This is a genomic window from Aliiroseovarius sp. Z3, assembly GCF_029105185.1.
Classification (GTDB): Bacteria; Pseudomonadota; Alphaproteobacteria; order Rhodobacterales; family Rhodobacteraceae; genus Aliiroseovarius.
Map to the genome: position 1 here is coordinate 365,815 of NZ_JAFMZK010000004.1, position 23,768 is coordinate 389,582.

Annotated in this window: 19 protein-coding genes; 8 read left to right on the forward strand and 11 right to left on the reverse strand. The window is 60.4% G+C overall.

All coding sequences use genetic code 11. From position 1 onward, the window contains the following. The first annotated feature begins 197 nt into the window (after positions 1 to 197). The 4 genes from ftsZ (at position 198) to recN (ending at position 6,145) form a co-directional block, all read left to right on the forward strand. The gene (gene ftsZ / locus J3R80_RS09940; RefSeq protein WP_275393615.1) at positions 198 to 1,847 is read left to right on the forward strand and encodes a cell division protein FtsZ; all 1,650 of its coding nucleotides are present in this window, start codon (positions 198 to 200) and stop codon (positions 1,845 to 1,847) included. Between the two features lie 535 nt (positions 1,848 to 2,382). Beyond that, the gene (lpxC, locus tag J3R80_RS09945) at positions 2,383 to 3,315 is read left to right on the forward strand and encodes a UDP-3-O-acyl-N-acetylglucosamine deacetylase (RefSeq protein WP_275393616.1); all 933 of its coding nucleotides are present in this window, start codon (positions 2,383 to 2,385) and stop codon (positions 3,313 to 3,315) included. 220 nt (positions 3,316 to 3,535) lie between these two features. After that, on the forward strand, positions 3,536 to 4,453 hold the full coding sequence (locus tag J3R80_RS09950) for an outer membrane protein assembly factor BamD (protein WP_275393617.1): 918 nt from the start codon (positions 3,536 to 3,538) through the stop codon (positions 4,451 to 4,453). 39 nt (positions 4,454 to 4,492) lie between these two features. Then, positions 4,493 to 6,145: a DNA repair protein RecN gene (gene recN / locus J3R80_RS09955; protein WP_275393618.1), complete on the forward strand. Its 1,653-nt coding sequence runs from the start codon at positions 4,493 to 4,495 to the stop codon at positions 6,143 to 6,145. A 6-nt stretch (positions 6,146 to 6,151) separates the two neighbouring features. Here the strand turns inward: recN and J3R80_RS09960 are convergent, their stop codons facing one another. Further along, on the reverse strand, positions 6,152 to 7,525 hold the full coding sequence (locus tag J3R80_RS09960; protein ID WP_275393619.1) for an FAD-linked oxidase C-terminal domain-containing protein: 1,374 nt from the start codon (positions 7,523 to 7,525) through the stop codon (positions 6,152 to 6,154). Between the two features lie 76 nt (positions 7,526 to 7,601). Here J3R80_RS09960 and J3R80_RS09965 point away from each other — a divergent pair, with 76 nt between their 5' ends. After that, entirely contained in the window at positions 7,602 to 9,290 is a 1,689-nt protein-coding gene (locus J3R80_RS09965; protein ID WP_275393620.1) for a chloride channel protein, read from the forward strand. A 12-nt stretch (positions 9,291 to 9,302) separates the two neighbouring features. Here J3R80_RS09965 and rsmA read toward each other — a convergent pair whose 3' ends face one another. The 6 genes from rsmA to J3R80_RS09995 form a co-directional block, all read right to left on the reverse strand. Further along, the gene (gene rsmA / locus J3R80_RS09970; RefSeq protein WP_275393621.1) at positions 9,303 to 10,142 is read right to left on the reverse strand and encodes a 16S rRNA (adenine(1518)-N(6)/adenine(1519)-N(6))-dimethyltransferase RsmA; all 840 of its coding nucleotides are present in this window, start codon (positions 10,140 to 10,142) and stop codon (positions 9,303 to 9,305) included. Continuing rightward, positions 10,139 to 11,119: a 4-hydroxythreonine-4-phosphate dehydrogenase PdxA gene (pdxA, locus tag J3R80_RS09975; RefSeq protein ID WP_275393622.1), complete on the reverse strand. Its 981-nt coding sequence runs from the start codon at positions 11,117 to 11,119 to the stop codon at positions 10,139 to 10,141. The genes rsmA and pdxA overlap by 4 nt, the downstream gene beginning before the upstream one ends. 17 nt (positions 11,120 to 11,136) lie before the next feature. After that, a complete protein-coding gene (locus tag J3R80_RS09980) occupies positions 11,137 to 12,411 on the reverse strand; it encodes a peptidylprolyl isomerase (RefSeq protein ID WP_275393623.1) in 1,275 nt (424 codons plus the stop codon). 70 nt (positions 12,412 to 12,481) lie between these two features. Further along, complete coding sequence (lptD, locus tag J3R80_RS09985) at positions 12,482 to 14,632, reverse strand: LPS assembly protein LptD (RefSeq protein ID WP_275393624.1); 2,151 nt, start codon at positions 14,630 to 14,632, stop codon at positions 12,482 to 12,484. Further along, complete coding sequence (gene lptG, locus J3R80_RS09990) at positions 14,632 to 15,729, reverse strand: LPS export ABC transporter permease LptG (protein ID WP_275393625.1); 1,098 nt, start codon at positions 15,727 to 15,729, stop codon at positions 14,632 to 14,634. The genes lptD and lptG overlap by 1 nt, the downstream gene beginning before the upstream one ends. After that, a complete protein-coding gene (locus J3R80_RS09995) occupies positions 15,726 to 16,889 on the reverse strand; it encodes an LptF/LptG family permease (protein WP_275393626.1) in 1,164 nt (387 codons plus the stop codon). Before J3R80_RS09995 ends, lptG begins: the two co-directional genes overlap by 4 nt. Positions 16,890 to 17,020: 131 nt before the next feature. On the opposite strand from J3R80_RS09995, the gene J3R80_RS10000 reads away from it, so the two are divergent. Further along, positions 17,021 to 18,499 (forward strand): leucyl aminopeptidase, encoded by a 1,479-nt coding sequence (locus tag J3R80_RS10000; RefSeq protein WP_275393627.1) that lies wholly within the window; start codon positions 17,021 to 17,023, stop codon positions 18,497 to 18,499. After that, positions 18,499 to 19,011 carry a DNA polymerase III subunit chi gene (locus J3R80_RS10005; RefSeq protein ID WP_275393628.1) on the forward strand — a complete coding sequence of 171 codons (513 nt, stop codon included), beginning with the start codon at positions 18,499 to 18,501 and terminating at the stop codon, positions 19,009 to 19,011. Before J3R80_RS10000 ends, J3R80_RS10005 begins: the two co-directional genes overlap by 1 nt. A gap of 29 nt (positions 19,012 to 19,040) precedes the next feature. Here J3R80_RS10005 and J3R80_RS10010 read toward each other — a convergent pair whose 3' ends face one another. From J3R80_RS10010 to J3R80_RS10020, 3 genes are all read right to left on the reverse strand, one after another. Beyond that, positions 19,041 to 19,628: a TIGR02281 family clan AA aspartic protease gene (locus tag J3R80_RS10010; RefSeq protein ID WP_275393629.1), complete on the reverse strand. Its 588-nt coding sequence runs from the start codon at positions 19,626 to 19,628 to the stop codon at positions 19,041 to 19,043. A 71-nt stretch (positions 19,629 to 19,699) separates the two neighbouring features. Continuing rightward, positions 19,700 to 20,323, reverse strand: a complete 624-nt coding sequence (locus tag J3R80_RS10015; protein ID WP_275393630.1) for a MarC family protein — start codon at positions 20,321 to 20,323, stop codon at positions 19,700 to 19,702. A gap of 2 nt (positions 20,324 to 20,325) precedes the next feature. Further along, positions 20,326 to 22,182 (reverse strand): ABC-F family ATP-binding cassette domain-containing protein, encoded by a 1,857-nt coding sequence (locus J3R80_RS10020; protein WP_275393631.1) that lies wholly within the window; start codon positions 22,180 to 22,182, stop codon positions 20,326 to 20,328. Between the two features lie 165 nt (positions 22,183 to 22,347). Between J3R80_RS10020 and ndk the strand changes: the two genes are divergently transcribed. After that, entirely contained in the window at positions 22,348 to 22,770 is a 423-nt protein-coding gene (gene ndk, locus J3R80_RS10025) for a nucleoside-diphosphate kinase (protein ID WP_275393632.1), read from the forward strand. 157 nt (positions 22,771 to 22,927) lie between these two features. On the opposite strand, the gene J3R80_RS10030 is transcribed toward ndk, so the two are convergent. After that, a complete protein-coding gene (locus J3R80_RS10030) occupies positions 22,928 to 23,269 on the reverse strand; it encodes a TfoX/Sxy family protein (protein WP_275393633.1) in 342 nt (113 codons plus the stop codon). Positions 23,270 to 23,768 lie beyond the last annotated feature (499 nt).

The following is a 23,768-nucleotide window of genomic DNA, read 5'->3' on the forward strand; positions in this document are numbered from 1 at the left end:
AAATCCTGCTGAAAACCTTCAGAATCCCTCAATATTTTGCGGCTTTCCGCGCCTTTAGGGCGTGACGGAAGGCTGTATTTTGGGGTAAGATGGTTGAAACGAGGCAGTAACCGGCGATTCAGTCGGAGTTAATGAGACAGTATTTGCCGCCATCGGGGGACATCGATGCGGCGCGGACATAGACAGGCGGACATATCATGACTTTGAACCTTACCATGCCCGGTCAGGAAGAGTTGAAACCTCGTATCACGGTATTTGGCGTGGGCGGTGCCGGTGGCAACGCGGTCAACAACATGATCGAGAAGGAACTCGAGGGCGTAGAATTCGTTGTGGCCAACACCGACGCGCAGGCATTGCAGCAATCGCGATCGAAAGACCGCATCCAGATGGGTGTGAAAGTGACCGAAGGGCTGGGCGCAGGCGCCCGTGCATCGGTTGGCGCAGCCGCAGCAGAAGAGTCGATCGAACAGATCGTCGATCACCTGGCCGGCGCGCATATGTGCTTCATCACCGCTGGTATGGGGGGCGGCACCGGAACGGGGGCGGCCCCGATCATCGCACAAGCCGCGCGCGAGCTGGGTGTGTTGACCGTTGGTGTTGTGACCAAGCCTTTCCAGTTCGAAGGCGCAAAACGCATGCGTCAGGCGGAAGATGGTGTTGAAGCTCTGCAAAAGATGGTCGACACGCTGATCATCATTCCGAACCAGAACCTGTTCCGTCTGGCCAATGAAAAAACGACCTTCACCGAAGCCTTCTCGATGGCCGATGACGTGCTTTATCAAGGTGTTAAGGGCGTCACCGACCTGATGGTCCGCCCCGGCCTCATCAACCTCGACTTCGCAGATGTCCGCGCCGTGATGGACGAGATGGGCAAAGCCATGATGGGCACCGGCGAATCCGATGGCGAAGATCGCGCCGTTCAGGCCGCCGAGAAGGCCATCGCCAACCCGCTTCTGGATGAAATCAGCCTGCGGGGCGCGAAGGGCGTGTTGATCAACATCACCGGCGGCTATGATCTGACCCTGTTCGAACTGGACGAAGCGGCCAACCGCATTCGCGAAGAGGTCGATCAGGATGCCAACATCATTGTTGGGTCGACACTGGACACCGACATGGAAGGTGCGATGCGCGTTTCGGTCGTTGCCACCGGCATCGACGCGATGGATGTAAACACCGAAGTGCCGGTGCCGCGTCGCAGCTTGGCAACCCCGTTGCAGGCACCGCTTGATGTCGAGCAGAAAATGGAAGCCGAGGCGCCCGATGCGGTTGCTGCGGCGGCTGCGATTGAAAACGCGCCTGCACCGGCGGCCGAAGCCCCTGCCGCCGAGGCAGCCAGCAGCGAGCCGACTTTGTTTGGTGATCTGGAGCGCGAAGAAGAAGCGCCCAGGGCGCCGACCGAAAACGTGTTCCATGCCGAACAGGCCGGTGGCGATATCCCACCGCCAGCGTATCAGCCGCGCCAACCCGAAGCGGCATCGACCGAGTTCGACTCGCAGCCTGATGTGGCGACATTCGTGGCTCCGCGGGCACCCGCACCGGGCACCCCGTCGCCCGAGGCTCTGGCCCGTTTGCAAGCCGCTGTCCACAATCAGCCCCGTGCGCAACAGCCTGCGCCGCATCGCGATGAACCAATGCGTTCGGATGCCTCGGAGCATGATAAACCGCGCTTTGGAATCAATTCGCTGATCAACCGGATGACAGGATCGGGTGCGGCTGGTGCAGAAGAGCAAGCGCGCAACCAACCGCCGGTGCAATCCGAACGGCCAGCCCAACCGCAGGCCCCGGCCGCCGATCCCGAACAGGACAAGGTTGAAATTCCGGCCTTCCTGCGGCGTCAGGCGAACTAGGTTTGTGGCAATCAGGATCGCGCGGTGGCAACCCCGCAGGATCCTGATGTTCCGCTTCGGCCACAGCGCAGCTGTTTCCGAAATGACATGCTGTCGCATTGTTCACTAAACATTCGTAGAGGACCCGCCGAAAGGCGGGTCTTTTGCATTATAAAACAATGGCTTGAGGGGAGGCGGAATGGGTTTCGGCAACCTCTTGCCGGGGCGAGTCGCCATGTTACAGACCGTTACAGAGGTTTGAATTGTTATTGCGCAGGACAGGATTTACCTCTGTGTCACCAAGCCCTACATGCTTGGAGCGCGTCGGACCTGCCGCTGCTTGAAACGGTTTCAAACGCCTTTTGTGCACGGAGACTGGCAGTGGTGATCGGAATCCATCCGATCACGACACAGACCTAAGACGTTCAGGACCTGTGACACTCCACACAGCGCCCTATCGTCTGCGGCTTCTGACGCGGCGAAGAATGCGGTTCCATCCGGGCCTTGAGGATCAAGGACAGTGCGAACCATGCTGAGGCAAATAAAGAGGCAACACGTGCAAACCACAGTTGCAAGCAGTGTGACATTTACCGGCACCGGGCTTCATTCCGGGCGTCCTGCGCGTATGTGCGTCCGTCCTGCTTCGGCAGAACACGGCATCTGGTTCAAACGTGTGGACGTTCTGGACCGTGATAATCTTGTTCCCGCCCATTGGGCTTCGGGGGTTCCCACACCTTTGTGCACCCTGATCCGCAATGACGCGGGGGTCGAGGTCAAGACCATCGAACATATCATGGCGGCACTGGCAGGCTGTGGCGTTCATAACGCCTTGGTTGAATTGGACGGTCCGGAAGTGCCGATCATGGACGGCAGTGCCGCCCGGTTCGTCGATGGTTTGGTGAAAACCGGGGTGCGCGAATTGTCCGCCCCCGTGCGGGTGATCGAGGTTCTGAAACCTGTCGAATATCGCGATGATGATGGTGGACACGCCGTCTGGGCGCGTTTGGAGCCGTCGGACGGGTTCGAGATTGATTTCCATATCTCGTTCCCCGACCGTGTGATTGGGACGCAAAACAAACGTCTGGATCTGTCAAACGGCAATTTCGTGCGTGAACTCAGCGATTGCCGCACCTTCTGCCGTCGCGCCGATGTGGAGGCGATGCACGAGGCCGGGCTTGCGCTGGGGGGCACCTATGACAACGCAGTGGTTGTTGACGGTGACGAGGTACTTTCGCCCGGTGGATTGCGCCGTTTTGACGAAGCCGTGCGCCACAAGATGCTGGATGCGGTTGGCGACCTTGCGCTGGCCGGAGCGCCGCTGAAAGCGCGCTATGTCGGGCACCGGGCGGGTCATGCGATGACCAACAAACTTCTGCGCACGCTGTTTGATACGCCCGATGCGTGGCGCATGGTCGAATGTGACACCGCAACCGCCCGCCGTTTGCCGGGGGTGGGGGTGCGCCGCTCTGATCTTCCGATGACGGCATGATCGCAACCGGAACCTATTGATTCCAATACGGAAGCCACGCTTGCTTGGCGTGGTTTCTTCCTTTTCCGGCATGTGTGGGTGGAATGTGCCTGCACCAAGTGTCTTTGAGGTGCGAAAATTGCGGCGCAAACCATTTTGCCTTGAAAATTTCTGTGCTAGGACAGGCGAGAGCAATTCGGACCTTTCGGTTGGATAACAATTTTTTGGGGTGGCACCGGTCATGATCCGCGTGAAATTTGGCAAAGCTATCAGCGTCGCGCTGGTGTCGGGAATTGTTCTGTCCTCGTGCGGTGGTGGCTCTGGCAGTTTGGGGTTTGGCAGTCTGGGCGGCAGCTCGGGCAGCGGTGGCGGTGGGCTGTTTGGCGCCTTTTCCAAACCTGTTGAGAAAAAGCCGATCGACCAGTGGACGGCGGAAGAGATCTATAAGCGTGGTGAATACGATCTTGACCGCGGTGACCCGTCGGAAGCTGCAAAATGGTTTGGCGAAGTAGAGCGTCTGTATCCGTATTCGGAATGGGCCAAGCGTGCCTTGATCATGCAGGCCTTCGCGCATCACAAAGATCGCGACTATGAACAGGCGCGGGCCAGCGCCCAGCGTTACATCGACTTCTACCCGGCCTCGGAAGATGCCGCTTACGCGCAATATCTTCTGGCGCTCAGCTATTATGACCAGATTGACGAAATTGGGCGCGACCAAGGCCTGACCTATCAGGCGTTGCAAGCCTTGCGGACGGTGATCGAACGCTATCCCGACACCGAATATGCGAAATCGGCGATCTTGAAGTTTGACCTGGCGTTTGACCATCTTGCCGCGAAAGAGATGGAGATCGGGCGGTATTACCTGAAGCGCAAGCATTACTCTGCGGCGATCAACCGGTTCCGCGTCGTGGTCGAGCAGTTCCAGACAACGACCCATGTGGCGGAAGCTCTGCACCGGCTTGTGGAAAGCTACCTGTCGCTGGGATTGGCGGACGAGGCGCAGACCGCCGGGGCCATTCTGGGACATAACTTCCAATCGACCGAGTGGTATCAGAGCAGTTATCGTTTGCTGACCAAGTCCGGGCTGAAGCCCGAGGCGAAGGGCAACAATTGGCTCAGCGCGGTCTATCGCCAGTTGGTCAAGGGCGAATGGCTCTGACCTTTGGCCGGGGCAGGGCAGTGAGCGACCGAGGGCATCATGCTGCGTGGTCTTGATATCCGCGACCTTCTGATCATTGACCGGCTGGAGCTTGAGTTTCAGCCGGGCCTTAATGTGCTCACCGGGGAAACTGGAGCAGGCAAATCCATATTGCTGGACAGTCTTGGTTTCGTGCTGGGGTGGCGCGGGCGCGCGGATCTGGTGCGCGCCGGGGCCGAACAGGGCGAGGTGACGGCGGTATTCGATTTATCCGCTGGGCATCCAGCCCGCGCAGTGTTGGACGAGGCTGGCATCCCTGCCGAAGACGAACTGGTGTTGCGGCGTGTGAACCGCGCCGACGGGCGCAAAACGGCGTGGGTGAATGATCGCCGCGCATCCGGCGAGGTGTTGCGCGCGCTGTCTGACACGCTGGTCGAACTGCACGGGCAGCAGGATGATCGTGGTCTTCTGAACCCGCGTGTCCACCGGCAATTGCTGGATGAATTTGGTGGCTTAGGCCCACAGCTCGACGCCACCCGCTCGGCTTGGCGCGACCTGTCGGGTGCCGCAAAGGCACTGGATCAGGCGCGCAGCGATCTGGCAGCCGCACAGGCCGAGGAAGAGTTCTTGCGCCACGCGGTCGCCGAACTGGATGCGCTGGCCCCGGAGCCGGGTGAAGACGCTGAACTGGACAGCCGTCGCCGCCTGATGCAAGCCGCCGAACGCATTGGCGAGGACATCACCAAAGCGCATCAGGCTTTGACATCGGGCGAGGGGGCCGAGGCGCGGATGGGCGACGCGTTGCGCTGGCTGGAAGGCGTGGCCGATCAGGCGGGTGAGGCGCTGGACCCGCCGATTTCCGCCCTTGGGCGGGCATTGGCAGAACTAGGCGACGCGGTGCAAGGGGTCGAAGCCGCGCTGGACACCCTGACGTTTAACCCGCACGAATTGGAAACTGTCGAAGAGCGACTGTTCGCGATCCGGGCGATGGCCCGCAAGCATCAGGTGTCGCCGGATGATCTGGGCGCATTTGCCGTGGATCTGCGTGCGCGGCTTGACGCGTTGGATGCGGGCGCCGATGCGATTGCCGGTCTGGAGCAGGACTTGGCCACAGCGCAGACACGTTACGACAGCGCCGCGGCGTCGCTAACGCAGGCGCGGGTCAAGGGCGCCAAGGCGCTGGATAGGGCGATGTCCGGCGAACTGGCCCCGTTGAAAATGGAACGTGCGGTGTTCACCACGCAAGTCACCTTGATGGATGCCGGGCCAGAGGGACGCGATCAGGTGACATTCACCGTCGCGACCAACCCCGGCGCACCATCCGGGCCACTGAACAAGATCGCCTCGGGTGGCGAACTCAGCCGGTTTTTGTTGGCGTTGAAAGTGTGCCTGACACGTGAAGCTGACGGGCTGACCATGATCTTTGATGAGATTGACCGTGGCGTGGGCGGGGCAACCGCCGACGCTGTCGGACGTCGTTTGGCGTCTCTGTCACAGGGTGGGCAGGTTCTGGTCGTCACGCACAGCCCACAGGTGGCGGCGCTTGGCGATCATCACTGGCAGGTGCGGAAATCCGTGTCACAGGGCATGACGTTAACCACGGTTAACCCGCTGGACGATCTTGCCCGTGTTGACGAAGTGGCGCGTATGATCTCGGGCGATACGATCACCGATGCCGGGCGGGCTGCGGCGCGCGAGCTTCTGGGCGGTTAAGTCGCCCTATCCCTGCGGCACCAACTTGCCGGGGTTCAGAATGCCTTTGGGGTCCAGCGCTTTCTTAAGATCGCCCATCACGTGCCAGGCCAGACCGTGTTCGGCGTCCATCAGCCCCAGCTTACCCATACCGACACCATGCTCACCCGTGATCGTGCCCCCCATCGCAAGGGCGCGGGTGCTCATCCGCGCGGCCAGGTCTTTGGCGATGGCTTTCTCGGCCTCGTTGCCATCTTCGATCAACAGGGCGGCGTGAAAATTCCCGTCTCCCACGTGACCCAGGATCGGTCCCATCAGGCCGGACGCGGCGATATCGGCCTGTGTTTCGGTGATGGCTTCGGCCAGTTTTGAAATGGGCACACAGATATCCGTGACCACAGCCCGCGCGCCGGGGCGCAGCGCCAGAACCGCATAGAACGCATGGTGACGGATCTTCCACAGCGCATTTCGGTCTTCGGTTCGGGTGGCATGTTCATATCCCTTGGCACCGAAATCCGCGGCAATCTCGCCAAAAGATTCACTGGCTTCCATAACGACGGTGGGGCTTCCATGAAATTCGACCAGCAGATGCGGGCATTCCGGCATATCTGTCCCGGCATAACCATTGAAGGCACGCGCGGTGTCGGCATCCACGAACTCGATCCGCGCCATGGGAATACCCATCTGGATCACCTGCTGCACCGCGCCAACAGCGGAGGCCATGTCGGGAAAGGCGCAGATGCCCGCACTGATCTGTTCGGGCGTTCCGTGCAGGCGTAGGGTCAGTTCCGTGATAATGCCCAACGTCCCTTCGGACCCCAGAAACAGCGCGGTCAGGTCATAGCCCGATGCGGATTTTGCGGCGCGCGACCCGGTCTTGATGACGCGTCCATCCGCAAGCACCACACTCAGACCCAGAACATTGTCGCGCATCGAGCCATAACGCACGGTGGTTGTCCCCGACGCCCGCGTTGCTGCCATCCCGCCGATCGAGGCATTGGCGCCGGGATCGACCGGAAAGAACACGCCCAGGGTCCGCAGCTCGTGGTTCAACTCTTCTCGGGTTACGCCGGGCTGCACCACCGCGATCATGTCGCCGGGATCAGCCGAGAGCACGCGGTTCATCCGCGACATGTCGATACACAGCCCCCCCATCGGTGCGCTGGTATGACCTTCCAGCGACGTGCCCGCGCCATAGGGAATCACCGGCACATCCGCCGCATGGCACAGGCGCAGGATGGAGCTGACTTCTTGCGTTGTCTCGGGCCATGCCACCGCTTCTGGCGGCGCCGGGGCGAAATGGCTTTCGGAACCGCCATGATGCGACAGATCGGACTTGGAGCGGCTGAGCCGATCGCCTAGCATGGACGAAAGCTCGGTAAACACGGTGTCGATGGTCATCCCATCCTCCCCAGCTAAGCCGGAACAACTTATGGTAAATGCGTGATCTTGGGAAGGGCCGCGCGGGCGGGTGACGATGCCTAGACGGCTAAAATTGTTTCTATATCGCGCTTGGCGGGATTTGCGAAAGCGGGCCTCTACCACGTGGCATATTCTGCTCGAGAAAGGCCCCAGCCAGGTGCAATTCTGGCTGATTGCCCTGGTGATCGGGGTCGCGTCTGGCTTCGCGGCACTGGGATTCCGAAAGGGAATCGAAACGCTTCAGGCGACATTGTATGGCACCGACGATCTGGCGCATTTACACAGCTTCGCCGGTACTTTGCCGTGGTATTGGGTGCTGTTGCTGCCGGCTTTCGGCGGATTGATCGTCGGGATCATTCTGAACTGGTTCACCCATGACGGACGCGTCCGCGCTGTCGCCGATGTGATCGAAGGGGCTGCCCTGTGGGACGGCCGCGTCGAGAAACGCGCGGGGCTGGGGTCGGCGCTGGCTTCACTGATCACGCTGTCAACCGGTGGTTCGTCTGGACGAGAGGGGCCTGTGGTTCACCTTGCGGCGGTCATTTCAAGTTGGGTGTCCGCCCGGATCAAGGCAGACGGGATCACCGGGCGGGATCTGTTGGGGTGTGCGGTCGCTGCTGCGGTATCGGCGAGTTTCAACGCCCCAATCGCGGGTGCGCTGTTCGCGCTTGAGGTCGTGCTGCGTCACTTCGCGGTGCACGCGTTCGCGCCGATTGCGATTGCATCGGTTGCGGGCACGGTGATCAACCGGATCGAATATGGCGATGTCACTGAATTTATCCTGCCCGCCGAAGGATCGCTTGCCTTCTATGTCGAACTGCCCGCCTTTCTGCTGTTGGGGCTGGTCTGCGGGGTGGTCGCCGTCATCTTGATGCGGTCCATATTCTGGGCCGATGATGTGGGCGATTCCCTTCAAAAAACCTTGCGACTGCCAAAGGTGTTGCGTCCGGCCTGCGCTGGACTGATCCTTGGCGCCATCGCCATCTGGTATCCGCATATCATCGGGGTCGGCTATGAAACCACTTCGGTCGCGCTGACCGGAGATCTGGGGCTGCAACTGGCGATCACATTTGTCGTGGTCAAGGTTGCTGCGGTGGCCATCACCATGGCCGGACGCATGGGCGGCGGTGTATTCTCGCCTGCCTTGATGGTCGGCGCATTGACCGGGTTGGCGTTTGGGATCATGGCGACCGCGGTATTTCCCGACGTGTCAGGGTCCGAGACGCTTTATGCGCTTGCAGGCATGGGCGCGGTTGCTGCAGCGGTTCTGGGCGCGCCGATTTCCACCACGTTGATCGTGTTCGAACTGACCGGCGACTGGCAAACCGGGATCGCGGTGATGGCGGCGGTATCCCTGTCCACCGCGCTGGCCAGCCGTTGGGTGGACCGGTCCTTCTTCCTGACCCAGCTTGAGCGGCGGGGCGTTCATCTGGCCGCAGGGCCGCAGGCGTATTTGCTGTCCACAGTGCGCGTCGCATCGATCATGCGGGGGCAAAACCACGACAGGGCCGCAAATGAAGAACAGTGCTGGGAGCTGATCGAGCAGGGCGTCTACATCGATGGAAACGCCACGCTGGAGGCCGTGATGCCCATGTTCGAAACCTCGGGCGCGCGGTTCATTCCGGTGGTCACGTTGGGCGGCGAGGGTGATCCGCCTGAACTGTGGGGGGCTGTGTTCCAGATGGATGCGCTGAAGGCTTTCAATCGGGCGCTGGCCGAAACGGCCGCCGAGGAACACAGCTAGGGCTGATCCGGGTCAACCTGCCAATGCACGGCTGAGCGCGCAGAATTCCTCGATACCAATTTCTTCGGCCCGCGATGTGGGTTTGATCCCGACAGATGTCAGAATGCCCTCGATATCCGGATGCAGCCCTTTCAAGGATGCGCGCAGCATTTTGCGACGTTGGCCAAAGGCTTTTGCCACAAGGGCTTGCAGCTTGTCGGGATCTGCCGGGAAACGCGGTTCAGGCAGGGCGTCGAAATGCACCACGGCAGAATGGATTTTGGGCGGCGGGGTGAACGCCTCGGGCGGCAATTCCATCACCACGCGCGGGGTGGTGCGCCATTGTGATAATACCGCCAGACGGCCATATTTCTTTGATCCCGGCTGGGCGACGATCCGTTCGGCGACTTCCTTCTGGAACATCAGGGTCAGGCTGTCCCAGATCGGCGGCCAGCTGGGCGGGGTCAGCCAGCGCACAAGCAGCTCCGTGCCCACGTTGTAGGGCAGGTTGGCCACGATGCGGATGGGTGGTGTCAGATGTTCCAGCGGATCAAGCTCCAGCGCGTCGGCGTTGATCACCTGAAGCCGGTCGGGATAGACCGCCTGTATCTCGGCCAGTGGCGCCATGGCACGGCTGTCTTTTTCGACCGCCAGTACCTTGCGCGCGCCTTCGACCAACAATCCGCGCGTCAATCCGCCGGGACCGGGGCCGATTTCCAACACGTCCGAGTTGCTCAGGTCACCGGCCTGCCGGGCGATCTTGGCGGTCAGGTTCAGATCGAGCAAAAAATTCTGCCCCAGCGATTTCTTGGCGATCAAACCATGTGTCGCGATCACCTCGCGCAGGGGGGGCAGTCCGTCGATCTGGCTCATGTGGTGCGTCCTTGCCGGGCGCGGCCCATTTGATGCGCCATACGCAGCGCGGCGATCAACGAGCTTGGATCCGCCTTTCCCGTGCCTGCAATGTCAAATGCGGTGCCATGGTCAGGTGACGTGCGCACGAAGGGCAGACCAAGTGTGACATTGACCCCGCCGGCGAAGTCGATGGTCTTGATCGGGATCAGGGCCTGGTCGTGATACATGCAGACCGCGGCGTCATACCCTGACCGCGCGGCGGCGTGGAACATCGTGTCGGCTGATTGTGGCCCGATCAGATCCAGCCCCTCGGCCCGCAGGTCGTTCAGAAGCGGGGTGATCATGTCGATCTCTTCCATGCCCATCGCACCGCCTTCGCCCGCATGGGGGTTCAGCCCGGCCACCGAGATGCGTGGCGTGGCAATGCCAAAATCCTGAATAAGAGCCGAATGGGTTGTCCGAATGACCTGCGCCAGCAGGGCACGGGTCAGGGCCTTCGGCACCTCGGACACGGCGATGTGGATGGTGGCAGGCACGACGCGCAAACCTTCGCAGGCCAGCATCATCACAACATCCGCTCCGCCCGCTAGATGGGCCAGAAACTCCGTGTGGCCGGGGAAGGCGAAATCGGCGCCATCCTTCAGGGCTTTTTTATGGATCGGGTTTGTGCAGACCGCCGACGCGTCGCCCGCACGGGTCAGCTCTACCGCGCGTTCGATCACAGCGATCACATTATGTGCATGGTCAGATTGGGGGGTGCCGGGGCAGCGGGGGCTGTCAAAATCATGGCGCAGCACTGGCAAACTGGGTGCCGTAAATACGTCGTCGGGGGCAGAGATTTCAGTGAAATCTGTATCCGGTGGCAAGTGCGACGGATCACCGATCAGGAAGAATGGCACCTCATCCTTCAACGCATTGAAGGCGGGACCGGTTATATCAGGGCCGATTCCTGCCGGTTCACCAATGGTCAATGCCACGGGGGGAAATCTGTCCACGGACGGCACGCGTGCGATCATTGATCGCTGTAATCCTCGATATAGGCAGCGGCCTTCAGCTCATCCAGATAGGCGTTGGCGAAGCTTTGCAGACGCTGGTTTTGCAAACGCAGCTTGATGTCTTCGCGGCTGATCTCTTCCGGCAGGTCGCGGGTGCGCGAACACAGCATCAGGAACACAAGGTTCTGGCCCGATGCCGATGTCAGGTTGGTTGATACCTCGCCTTCGTCCAGCTTGGCCAGCTCCAGCGCGTAGCCGGTGGGAACCTGACCGATGGGAAGTGTCTCGCGCTGCAATTGCTCGGGCGTCGCGTCCTTGACGATGCCATAAAGATCGTCGCACGTATCCGCCTTCGCGCGGATTTTCGCAGCTTCGCCAAGCGCGGACTCGCTTCGCCCACCGGGCAAAAACAGGGTGGCGTAGTCCACCGTCACGTCTTTCGGCTGCGGGGCGTCGATTTCTTCGATTGCACGCATCTGAAAGACCGCAACGCCGTTTTTAACCGGGATCGGGTCACTGACATGTCCCGGTGCCAGCGGCAAAATCTGCGCGGCGACGGCGGGCGGTAGGTTGGACAGGTCCATCCATTGCAACCGGCCCGACCGCCCGCGTGAGGGCGCAACGGAATACTGTCGCGCGGCCGAGGCAAAAGCGGGCAGGGTGGTGATTTCGCTGAGTTCCGAGGCACGTGCATTCGACACCTGCAACTGCGCGGGGGTCTGGGCGGGCAGGATGATCTCGGACAACAGCACACGCACACCTTGGCCCGGACGGGTCAGGGCAAGCTGGCGATCCACCTCATCGTCTGAGACCTGAACGCGTCCGGCCCAACGGGCGCGCACAACACCGCGCCACGCAATCCCGCCAGATACGAAATCGCGGAAGGTTTCGGGGGCAATACCGGCCTGCGAAATGATCTTGTTGAAGGTTTCGACATCCAGATTGAACCGGCCCGTGAATTCCTCCATCCCGGCAAGGATTTCCTCGGCTGTGGGGTTCACATCCGCATTCTCGGCAGCCTGCCGTTGCAGGGCCTCGTTGGTCAACTGCTCCATCGCCAGTTCGCGAAGGTTGCCGGGGGCTTTCAGGATGGTCAGAAACGCCATGCGCTGCGACAGTTCATAGGCGGTGATCACCCGGTCGTTGATCTTCTTGACCGGGGCAAACAAATTCTGGGCGATGGCCTGCGTCGCACCGAGCGGGGTCACGACAAGTAGCCCGGCCACCAAGGTCGCAGCAAGGCGCTGTGTCCATCGGGATTTCGGCAATGTGTTGGCGCAGCTGTTGGTCATGCGTTTCACCCTGGTCCTGTCCGATCTGCTCATCGTCATCTCAATCTGTCATCTCGATCATCGGCTTCAATCAGCTGCTGCATTTGTGGACTGTTCTGCCCCGCGCACCGCCGAAACCTGTCAGTTCGACCTTGAAGCCGAAATCCGTTGTTGGCGTCACATTAATAGAGGATGTGAAACGACGCGAGAGGGAAAGGTCCACAAAAAGGCATTCATTTTGATAGCGTAACCCCAATCCGGCCCTTGTCGCCTGCCGGGCCTCAAGATCGAAGCTGCCATCTGCCGATACTCGCCAGAAGTCGCTGATCTGATAGGCCCCGTCCAGCCTTAGTTCATGGGTGGGGTCGGGGCGGTTCTCGGCGGTGTCTTCGATCACCCAGATATGGGCGGCGCTGATCTCGAAATCTTCGGCAAGATAGGCGGCGCGGGTTTCCGATTTGGTCACGCCGAAATCGTCGTCCAGAAGCGCGCGACCCTGAAGCGCAAACCGACCACCGAGGTTCACATGCGCCCCCAACAGCCAATCCGAACTGCTTCCGGCCAACCCTGACGCGTCGGTGAACTGGTCAAACCCGCCTTCCCGGAACACCCGACCCGCAGCCAGCGTGAAAGCCCAGCCGGACGGTGAATGGCGTGTCCAGCTTACCCCGACCGCTGCCCGTGCACCATCTTCGCGCTGGTCATAGCCGGGAAAGCGGTTCAGGTCGAACAAGTTGGCCTCGTCAAACTCGACGAACACGCTGTCCTCGTTGGGAATGTCGGCCCCAACTTGCCTGGACCATGCGATATGGGCGACCGGTTCCAGGATATCGACCGCCCCGGACGCAGCCACGCGCGACATCGGCCATCGAAGCGTCACCCCAGCAGAGGGGGCGGCGAAGCTCTGTTCGGATTCAAATCGGCTGTCTTGTTCGATCCAGTAAACGCTGGCGTCCACACCAGCCTCGGCCTCGATCACCAGACCGGCGGGGCCGATCCAGCTTCGGGTCCAGCCGATCCCGGCCCCCAACCGCGCCATGTCGCGGCCAAGGATATCCTCGGTGCTTTCGCGGAAATGTGCCTGCCAGGACAGGTTGCCCCGCAGCTCGCCGCCCAGCCATTTCGGAAAGAAACGGCGTTCATAGAAGGTGTCGATCTGTGCAAAGGGCAGTTGGTCCGATATCGGCAATTCAGATTCTCGCAACGTGTCGTAGCGGGTGATGCCACCGAACACGAATTCGTCCCGACGTGCCCGCATCACGTTGATCGCGTTGCGCAACCGGTCCTGATCGGAATAGCCGTAATCCAGCAGGTAGGCGGGGTCCGAGACCTCTTGCAGTTCGAAAGAAAGCGTGTAGTCGCGGGGCAACGCAAACTCGCCTTCGCCAAAGACATAGTAACGCGTCTGGTCGGGCAGAACGCTGTCACGGCTGATGGCCCCGGCGAAGGCGATATCGCCCGCCCGAAATGCCTGTCGATAGCGCAGCTCTAGCGTGGTTGTCTTGGCGGCCAGAAAGGGGGACAGGGTCAGGTCCGCGTGATCCCCCAGTCGCAAAAAGAACGGGGTGACAACGCCCACGCCCAGCGTCGATGTGGTGCGAATGCGGGGCGGCAGGAACCCGGTGGCGCGCTTCAGTGTGGGGTCAGGCAGGCGCAGACGTGGCAGATAGAAAACCGGCACATCCGCAACCCGAAGCTGTGCACCGTGGAAATACAACTGCCGGGCCTTTTCGTCATGCACAACGCGGTCTGCCCGGATCTGCCAAAGGGGCACTGGGTTCGTTTTGCACACGTGACAAGACGACGCCGCAACGCGGGTCATCTGGGTATACCGGTCATTCACGCGATTGATCTGGGCGGCGGCAATCTGCAGCTGTTCATTCAGCACCAGACGCGCACTTTTCAGGATGCCATTGCGCAGATCCGACGACAATTCGGCCGCTTGTGCAATCAGCACGGTGCCGTCGGGGCGGCTGATGGTGATCGGCCCTTCGATGCTGAGTTTATCCGTAGACTTGTCATAGACCACGCGGGATGCGGTCAGCCGTATGCCTTCGTACAGGACCACTACATTGCCCTGTGCGATCAACGCGCTGTTGCCTTCGACGCGCACATGGTCGGCGATCAGGCTGGCCTGACCCGCCATCGCCGGGCGCGCCGGTGCTATGATCGCAGCGGTTGTGACCGCCAGCCCCAACACGGCCGCGCATAGGCCCCTGCGCAATCCTGACCCAAGGCCCATCATCCATCCTCCAGATGCAAAAGAAGCCCCATGGGCATCATAATTGCGGCGATGGGCGGCACCCACGCGGCCAAAAGCACGGGGATTTGGCCGTTTTCACCCAGAATCTGCGCGAAATTACGAATGAAATAGGCCCCGAACCCCATCATCAGCGCCATCAAGACCATGATGCCGGTGCGGCCAAACCGGGTGTGGCGCATCGTGAAACCGGCACCGATCAGCACCATCGCGACCAGAAAGAACGGTGTCGCAAGCTCCATGTGAAACCACACCTGATGGGCGCGGGCGGAAAAGCCGGCAGCTTCCAATTGGCGAATGAAGCGCGGCATGTCCCAGATCGAGATCGAGCTTGGCTTGCCGAAACTGTCTCTGATCTGTTCCTGCGTCAGGTTCGAATCCACCAGGTATTCGTCGTAGGATACGGCGTCCATCTCGGGGTTGTCCGCGTTTTCCAGATCCCAGACCTTGGCATTGGTCAAAGACCATTGACCGGGTTCAAGACTGGCCGTCTTGGCCTCGATCCGAAGGGTGGGAAGGCCGTCTGGTGCGAACGAAAAGAAGGTGACGCCCGACAGGCTGGTCCCCTCCAGATCCGAGCGGGCGGCGCGGATCACGGTTTGGCCGTCCTCGTTGCCCTGTCTGAGCCACACGCCTTCGGTGGAAATCGACAGGACCGAGCCGCCCGTGCCTTTGTATTGTGCCGCGATACGTTCGTATTTCTTGGACGTTGCGGCCGCAATCGGGTTGCCCACGGCCACGGCCAGCAGACCGAACAAAAAGACCGTCAGCGCGGGCGAAACCAGCGTGTTCAATGCCGACCTTCCGGCGGCGCGGGTCACCACCATCTCGGAGCTGCGCGCAAGGCTGAGGAACATCCAAAGCGTCGCCAAAATGACGATCAGCGGCAGAATTCGGTACATCCAGACCGGTGCGTTCAACAGCGTCAGCCCCAGCACATTTCCAAAGCCAACAGCGGCGCTGTCAAACCGGCGCATGCTTTCCACCATGTCCAAAAGAACGAAGATCATCGCCAACACGACAAGCATGGTCAGAAAAGCAAACAGGAACCGGCGCGCGATATAGAGGTGAAGTTTCATGCAACCCCTCCTGCCGGTGTCCGGGACATCTCGCGCAAGGTGCGCCGCCGTCTCCGTATGTCGCGAGGCGAGGGGCGGCTGGCCATGATCAGGATCACGATGTTCAGGACGACCCCGACCCCGGTTGCAACATAGACCAGCCACAATCGGCTCGCCTCCCGGCGCGCCATATCCAGCATCGTGTTGTCCAGCGTCTGTAAAAGCGCAACCGCACCAAGCGCCAGAACGACTCGTCGCCACAGCCCGAACCGGCTGAACCCCGCGACGATCAGCATGGAAAACCCGGTCATCGCCGTCACGATCGAATAAAGCGCCTGTGCGTTGCGGAAATGCGCTTCGGCGCGCAAGGCGGCGCGTGTTTCGCCGGTCTCGGTCAGGGTGGCGGCAGGCGGGTTCATGAGCTCGGGCGTATAAATCTGGGTGACGGTGCGGTTGCCGCCAATCGGTCCGGTCAAAAGCGCCGAGATGTCATAGGTGAAGTTCTTGAACCCCGTGGTCGACAACCTTTGCGATGATGCGTTCAGAAACTGCGCCAGTCCGTCAAACATGATCAGGCGCGGTCCGGCATCCGTGCGCAGGATCAGCGCCTTTTTGGCGGTATAGGTGTATTTCTGCGCGGCGTCGCGTTCATCGGACAGAAAGATATCCAGAAGCTCGCCCGATGGGCTGATTTCGCGAATGTAAAGGGTGACGCCATCCACCGGGTGCACGAAGCTGCCTTCGGTCAGGAACCGGGCGGTGATGTTTTCGGCGATCTCGGCCTGCCGCTCGGCAAAGCGCAACTGGCTCATCGGCACCAGCACATGGGTCAGCACCAACATGAACAAGGCGGTGAAAATCCCAAAGACCAGAACCGGGCGGGCCAGTCGAAACGGGCCAAACCCCGCGGCCTGCGCCACCACCAGCTCGCTTTCCGAATTCAGACGGTTCGTCACCGACACGGCCGCCGCGAACGAGGCGATCGGAATGATGAACACGATCACACCGGGTATGATCATCGCGGAAAACTCTAGAAAAACCATGGCGGTCTGCCCGTTGGCGATCAACTGATCAAACAGCCTGACCGCCCTGTTCACCCAGAAGAGTAAAACAAGCACCAGCCCGTAAAAGCCAAACAGCAAAATCAACTGCGACAGCATATAGCGGTCGAATCTGGCCACGTTACCCCCGAGAACCCCAACATGTTGTGGGTCATTTTCTAGCCGATCCCACCGCCGGGGAAAACTGCTATCTGGCCTTTCGCTTTACCTCTGGCTAGGAATGGCAAAAGATTGCCTGAAAGGAATGTCCCATGACGACCCCGATCCAGCCCGTTTTCAGCGAAGTGAACCTTGATGCCATTGGCGACCACGAAGGGCGCGTGGTCGTCGTTTTGTCCGAGCCGGGCAAGCTGCACCCGGCAGCGCGTCGGGTCAACAAGCTGACCCGTGGTGCGCTTCTGCGCTTCGCGGAAAGTGACGCGTTTGAGAAGATGAAAGATGGCGACAGCCATGAATTGGCCTTTCCCACAGGTATGAAGGCCGACGCCGTGCAGGTCATTCGCCTGGCCCCGCGCGCCGATATGAACATCGCCCGCAAAGCGGGTGGCGCGATTGGCAAGTCCATGGCAGGAAAGGATATTCTGGTTCTGGCCGGCCCGGTTAAACATGCCGATGACCTTGCCCTTGGGGCTGTGTTGCGCGCTTATGCGTTTACCGATCACAAGACGGGTAAAGAGGCGGATACCAAACCGGGCAGCCTGACCGTGATGGTGTCACGGGTCGATCAGTTCGACGGAGCCGCAGATCGGATCAATGCGCAAAGCGACGGGGTCTTTTTTACCCGCGATCTGGTGAACGAACCCGCCAACGTGCTGACCACGACCGAGTTTGCCGACCGCCTTGTGGCGCTGAAAAAACTTGGCGTGAAAGTCAAAGTGCTGGAAGAGGACGCGCTTGAGAAACTTGGCATGCGCGCGCTTCTGGCCGTGGGGCAGGGGTCGGAATCCCCGTCGAAGGTGGTTGTCATGGAATGGATGGGTGGCGAAAAGGACGTCGCCCCCCTGGCACTGGTCGGCAAGGGCGTGGTGTTTGACACTGGCGGCATCAGCCTGAAACCCGGCGCAGGCATGGAAGACATGACGATGGATATGGGTGGTGCCGGCACCGTTGCGGGCGTTATGAAAACACTCGCCACCCGCAAGGCCAAATCCAATGTGGTGGGTCTGGTCGGTCTGGTCGAAAACATGCCCGACGGCCGCGCGCAGCGCCCCGGTGACATCGTGACCTCGATGAAGGGCGACACGATCGAGGTGATCAATACCGATGCCGAGGGTCGGCTCGTCCTGTGTGATGTCATGTGGTATGCGCAGGAAGAATACAAACCTGCCGGGATGATTGACCTTGCCACCCTGACCGGTGCGATCATCATCGGGCTGGGGCATGAGAACACCGGCGTCTTTTCGAACGATGACACCTTGTGCAACGGCCTGCTGGATGCCGCGAAAGCCGAAGGCGAAGGCGCGTGGCGCATGCCGATGGGGCCGGGTTATGATCAACTGATCAAGTCCAACAAGGCGGACATCAAGAACGTTGGCGGACGCGCCGCAGGGTCGATCACCGCCGCCCAGTTCCTTGGCCGTTTCGTCAAGGAAGGTCAGCCCTGGATCCATCTTGATATTGCAGGCACCGCGCAAGTGGCACAGGATGGCCCGCTTTGGCCCAAAGGTGCGACCGGTTGGGGTGTTCTGGCCCTGAACCGTCTTGTGCAGGACATGTTCGAGGCTGAATAATGTCGGACCCGGCAGCCAACACTCAGGACGAGCAGAACGTGTCAGGGAAGAAGACCGGCGAGGTCTTTTTCTATCACATGACGCGCAGCCCGCTTGAGGCGACGTTGCCGGTTCTTTTGCAAAGATCGCTGGAGGCAGGTTGGAAAATCTGCCTTCGCGGCACGGACCCCAAGCGGATGGACTGGCTGGATGAACGCCTCTGGACTGCCTCTGACGATGGGTTTCTGCCACATGGTCAATCGGGTGGCCCACATGATGCAAATCAGCCTGTCTTGCTGACCACGCAAACGGAAATACCCAATCAGGCAGAGGCGTTGATTTCAGTCGACGGGGCGGCGGTGAGCGCCGATGAAATGGAACGTATGACGCGGGTCAGCATCCTGTTCGATGGCAACGACCCCGATGCAGTGGCCCATGCACGCAGCCAGTGGAAAGAGGTGGTCGCCGCAGGATGCACCGCGAAATACTGGAGCCAGGAAAGCGGGCGGTGGGAAATGAAGGTAAGCTCGTAAGTATTTGAGGAAATTACGTTATCTGCCTGTCAGTCGCCGCGCGTCAGGACAAGCCTATCCCGTTCGATTTCGATCTTTTCAAACCGTTGCAGATAGTCATTGCCCAGCAGCGAGCCCGGCATCTCTCCGTCATTGACCCAGACTTCGACGCCGAAATCCTCGATCCCCAGAAGCTCGACCCGTGCGATGCGTGCGGGGGCGGTGCGAACGGGGCCATTCGCGCTCATCGCGCGCCCGAAAAAGCGCAGGGCGTCCATCTGAACACCGACCCGCTTGGCGTCTTCCTTGGTCAGAACGATCTGGCTGGCCCCGGTATCAACGACGAATTCGACCGGCTGACCGTTCATCAGAAGCGTGGCATAGAAATGACCGTCGCGCGCACGTGGCAATTCGATCTGGCCCGTATCCTGCACAATGCTTTGCCGGGGGGTGATGTCGTTTCGGATATCCTGCCACAGCCCGACACCGGCCATCGCGCCGATGAAGATCAAGCCCCAAATCAGGGCATGGCGGAAGGTCTGCCCGATGTTTTTCCGGTTCTCGGCGACGAAGTACCCGCCCACTGCCACAAGCAGCAAGGTCAAGTAAATCGCGCGTGCATAATCGTCGCCAGTCATCTCTGTCTCCGAAACCCGTTACCCAAAAGATATAGGAACGGCGGGCACGATTGTCACCGGGGGGCGGTCGGTCATCCCATCAGGCCGAAATCCCGCAGCCCTTCCAAGATGAACTGAACCGCCAGAGCAGACAAAAGCATACCAAGAAGCCGGGTCACAACCTTGATGCCCGTCTCGCGCAAGACCCGCTCCAGCAAGGATGCCGCGTTGAACAGGATGAACGCGATCAACAACACCACCGCCATCACGGCAATTGCCAGGGCGACGCCGGTAAACCCGTCACCCTGTCCCGACAACAGGATCACGGTCGCGATCGACCCCGGACCGGCCATGATGGGGATCGCCAATGGAAAGATCGACGGATCGTCGTGGCCGTCAGCCCCTTCTTCTGACTGATCCTTGCGGCGCGCCGTGCGCCGTTCGAACACCATATCCAGTGCTAACAGCAAAAGAAGAATACCGCCGGATATGCGGAACGCAGGCATCGAAATGCCAAGGAAGTTCAAAACGTTTTCTCCCAGAAAGGCGAACAGGATCAGCAAGACCCCGGCGGTTCCACAGGCCCGCAGGGCGATGCTCCGCCGTTCGCGCGTGGTTTTGCCTTGTGTCAACGCCATGAATAACGGCGAGATTCCAATCGGATCCATAACCACGAACAGCGTGACAAACGCGGGAATAAAAAGATCAAGATCCATTTCTAACCCTCGGCTTTTTCAAGTTTATCCTGCGCGCGCAGCCAAAGCTCTTCGGCGCGATCCAAGGCTTCATGCACCTCGGCATGTTTCTTTTGCCAAACCACGACCTCGTCCTTGCGTTCTGGCTCATAGATATCTGGATCCCCCAACTTGGCATCCAGCTTATCGCGCATCGCTTCCAATTTCTCGACCCGCGCCTCGGCCTTTCGCAATTCGGCGCGCAGGGTCAGGATCGTGTCCCGGTCGGCGCGTTTCGGTTTGGTGGGCGCAGGTTTGGCTTTGGCGGGCTTCTTGTCATCATCCGCCGTCAGCAGCATCTTGCGATAATCTTCCAGATCGCCCTCATACGGCGCGACGCCGCCATTGTTGACCAGCCAAAGCCGGTCCGCCACCAGCCCCAGCAGATGCATATCGTGGCTGACAAGGACGACTGCGCCGGAATAAGCGGTCAGCGCCTCGACCAGCGCTTCGCGGCTTTCGATGTCCAGATGGTTGGTCGGTTCGTCCAAGATCAACAGATGTGGTGCATCGAGTGTCGCCAAAAGCAGGGTCAACCGCGCCTTCTGCCCGCCCGACAGCCGGGCCACGACCGTTTCCGCCTGATCCGCGCCCAGACCAAACCCCGCCAGTCGCGCCCGATGGCGACCCGGCAGTTCGTTGGGCCGCAGGCGGCGCAGATGTTCGACCGGGGTTTCATCCTCGTAAAGCTCGTCCATCTGGTGCTGGGCGAAATAGCCGATGCGCAGCTTCGATGATTTGGTCATCCGCCCCGTCATCAAGGGTAAACGGTCCGACAGCAGTTTCGACAGGGTGGATTTCCCCTGACCGTTCTTGCCCAGAAGGGCGATCCGGTCGTCCTGATCAATCCGCAGATCCATCCGCGACAGGACCGTGGTGTCGCCATAGCCGCAGGATGCGCCCTCCATGTTGATGATGGGTGGCGACAGTTCCTCCGGCTCGGGGAAGCTGAACGCTTTCAGCGCGGCCTCTTGCGGGGTGGTGATGGTCTTCAGCTTCTCGATCATCTTCAGGCGCGACTGCGCCTGCACGGCTTTCGACGCCTTGGCGCGGAACCGATCCACGAAACTTTGCAGATGCGCGCGCCGTGCCTCGACCTTCTTGTTTTCACTCTCGGCGACGGCCAGACGCGCCGCGCGGGTTTCGGCAAACCGGTCATAGGGGCCTTGGTACAGCGTCAGCTTGCGGTCTTCCAAATGCAGGATCGCCCCGACCGAGCGGTTCAGAAGTCCGCGGTCGTGGCTGATGATGATCACCGTGTGCGGATAGCGCGTCAGGTACTGCTCCAACCACAGCGCGCCCTCAAGGTCCAGATAGTTGGTCGGTTCATCCAGCAACAGCAGGTCCGGCTGGGAAAACAACACCGCCGCCAGCGCGACCCGCATTCGCCAGCCGCCGGAAAAATCGGCACAGGGTAGGGCGTGTTGGTGGTCGTCAAATCCCAGCCCTTTCAGGATTGACGATGCGCGCGCCTCAGCGCTCCAGGCATCGATGTCGGCCAGCCGGGTCTGGATGTCCGCGATCCGGTGCGGATCGGTGGCGATTTCGGCCTCGGCCATCAGCGCGGCGCGTTCGGTATCCGCCGCCAGCACCGTATCCAGAAGCGAGGTTTGCGAGGCCGGCACCTCCTGCGCCACCCCGCCGATCCGCGCGCCCTTTGGCACCGAAATGTCACCCGATTCCAACGCCAGCTCACCCCGGATCAGGCGAAAAAGCGTCGTCTTGCCGGTGCCATTGCGCCCGACAAGGCCGACCTTGTGCCCATCGGGGATCGACGCACTTGCGCCTTCGAACAGCGGGCGGCCTTCTACGGCATAGGTGATGTCTGAAATCTTTAGCATAAAGTCTCATGTGCCTGAGCCACGCGCGGGCGTCAATCGCTGTCACACCATCCGCCCGCGTTGGCAATCACCGCTTTCCAAACCACCGAACCCATGCTACGGGACGCGCAAATCACACGCGCATCGGGGCAGGGGCCCTGCTGCCCAAACGCAAAAGGGACCGACATGGCCATTCAACGCACTTTCTCGATCATCAAACCCGATGCCACCAAACGCAACCTGACCGGCGCCATCAACGCCAAGATCGAAGCCGCAGGCCTGCGCATCATCGCGCAGAAACGCATCCAAATGACCCAGAAACAAGCCGAGACCTTCTATGGTGTGCACAAAGAGCGCCCCTTCTTCGGTGAACTGGTCGAGTTCATGATTTCCGAGCCGGTTGTCGTGCAGGTTCTGGAAGGCGAAGACGCCATCAAAGCCTACCGCACCGTGATGGGCGCCACCAACCCGGCTGACGCTGACGAAGGCACCATCCGCAAAGAGTTCGCCCAGTCGGTCGGCGAAAACTCGGTCCACGGCTCGGATGCCCCGGAAACCGCCGCAGAAGAAATCGCTTACTTCTTCTCCGGTCTGGAACTGGTTGGCTAAGCTACTTTTCTAGATGAACAAAAGGCCGCTCGGGGAAACTCGGGCGGCTTTTTCATATCCGTGGGTCCCGGTGTTTCTTCTGGCCAGAAATATCCCGGGGTGAGCGGCCCTGCCGCGAGGGGCGGCGCCCCTCAGGCTCACATCGTGAGCCACCCGATCAGATACCCGGCTGTTTCGGAATGCCAATCTCATCCAAAATTGCTTCTATCTTGTCCTCGGATGGCTTGCTCGCGCTGGCATCGGCCTTAATCGCATCAAACCGCGCGCGCAAATCAGCCTTCTCTTTGCCCTTGCAGTCGTTCCATGGCCGCCCCTGCAGCCCCATGACCATGGCATAATATCCGATGAAATGGGGACGAGAGCCCGCGGCCAGCAGGCGGCGATAGGCCTCATCCGCGCCCAACTCCCGCAACTCCTCGGCGGAATGAATTCCCGCACGCGCAAAGGACGCATCCGACGCGGGCCCAAGATTGCGTATGGACGATACAGGATCAGTCATGATCCCAACTTAAACGTGCGCTCCGACCGTGAAAACCCGTCAGATACTCGCCCAGTCCGTGAACACCACGGCGGGTGTCTCCGGTTCCTCGGTCTTTGTTCTGTCAGTTTTCGGCGGTGTTTGTTGTCGAAGATAACGAACGACACGCTTCGGTGTTTTAATCTGTTTATTCTGTGACTTATATACCATTACCCCACTCCAGCTATCGTGGTTCGCGCCTGAATATGACGCACCATTTTCCCCACCAGAGACCTTTCGGTATTCACATGTTAACAGAATATGAACGGCGAGTGGCGAATAAATATTTCACAATTGTGTTGTCTGTTGAAACATTGTGGCGTCAGAGTCACAGCCGCGACCCGCAGGGCAGCGTCCCACCGCGCCGATGAGGCCTCGTTGGTGTCGGGCGCAGTCGCGGCAACAGACAGACATCGCCAGTGGAAATAGCTTCCTGTTGTCAGTATCTTGCGACGGGTTCACCATCTTTGCCGACGCCCCT

What these genes read in the sequence shown, in the direction of transcription:
- lptD (WP_275393624.1), bottom strand. Translation starts at nt 14,632, where the DNA reads ATGGGCCTTGGGTCAGGATTGCGCAGGGGCCTATGCGCGGCCGTGTTG.
- rsmA (WP_275393621.1), bottom strand. Translation starts at nt 10,142, where the DNA reads ATGAGCCAGATCGACGGACTGCCCCCCCTGCGCGAGGTGATCGCGACA.
- J3R80_RS10000 (WP_275393627.1), top strand. Translation starts at nt 17,021, where the DNA reads ATGACGACCCCGATCCAGCCCGTTTTCAGCGAAGTGAACCTTGATGCC.
- J3R80_RS09960 (WP_275393619.1), bottom strand. Translation starts at nt 7,525, where the DNA reads ATGACCATCGACACCGTGTTTACCGAGCTTTCGTCCATGCTAGGCGAT.
- ftsZ (WP_275393615.1), top strand. Translation starts at nt 198, where the DNA reads ATGACTTTGAACCTTACCATGCCCGGTCAGGAAGAGTTGAAACCTCGT.
- J3R80_RS09950 (WP_275393617.1), top strand. Translation starts at nt 3,536, where the DNA reads ATGATCCGCGTGAAATTTGGCAAAGCTATCAGCGTCGCGCTGGTGTCG.
- J3R80_RS09980 (WP_275393623.1), bottom strand. Translation starts at nt 12,411, where the DNA reads ATGACCAACAGCTGCGCCAACACATTGCCGAAATCCCGATGGACACAG.
- lptG (WP_275393625.1), bottom strand. Translation starts at nt 15,729, where the DNA reads ATGAAACTTCACCTCTATATCGCGCGCCGGTTCCTGTTTGCTTTTCTG.
- J3R80_RS10010 (WP_275393629.1), bottom strand. Translation starts at nt 19,628, where the DNA reads ATGACTGGCGACGATTATGCACGCGCGATTTACTTGACCTTGCTGCTT.
- J3R80_RS10015 (WP_275393630.1), bottom strand. Translation starts at nt 20,323, where the DNA reads ATGGATCTTGATCTTTTTATTCCCGCGTTTGTCACGCTGTTCGTGGTT.
- recN (WP_275393618.1), top strand. Translation starts at nt 4,493, where the DNA reads ATGCTGCGTGGTCTTGATATCCGCGACCTTCTGATCATTGACCGGCTG.
- ndk (WP_275393632.1), top strand. Translation starts at nt 22,348, where the DNA reads ATGGCCATTCAACGCACTTTCTCGATCATCAAACCCGATGCCACCAAA.
- J3R80_RS09965 (WP_275393620.1), top strand. Translation starts at nt 7,602, where the DNA reads ATGCCTAGACGGCTAAAATTGTTTCTATATCGCGCTTGGCGGGATTTG.
- J3R80_RS10030 (WP_275393633.1), bottom strand. Translation starts at nt 23,269, where the DNA reads ATGACTGATCCTGTATCGTCCATACGCAATCTTGGGCCCGCGTCGGAT.
- J3R80_RS10005 (WP_275393628.1), top strand. Translation starts at nt 18,499, where the DNA reads ATGTCGGACCCGGCAGCCAACACTCAGGACGAGCAGAACGTGTCAGGG.
- J3R80_RS10020 (WP_275393631.1), bottom strand. Translation starts at nt 22,182, where the DNA reads ATGCTAAAGATTTCAGACATCACCTATGCCGTAGAAGGCCGCCCGCTG.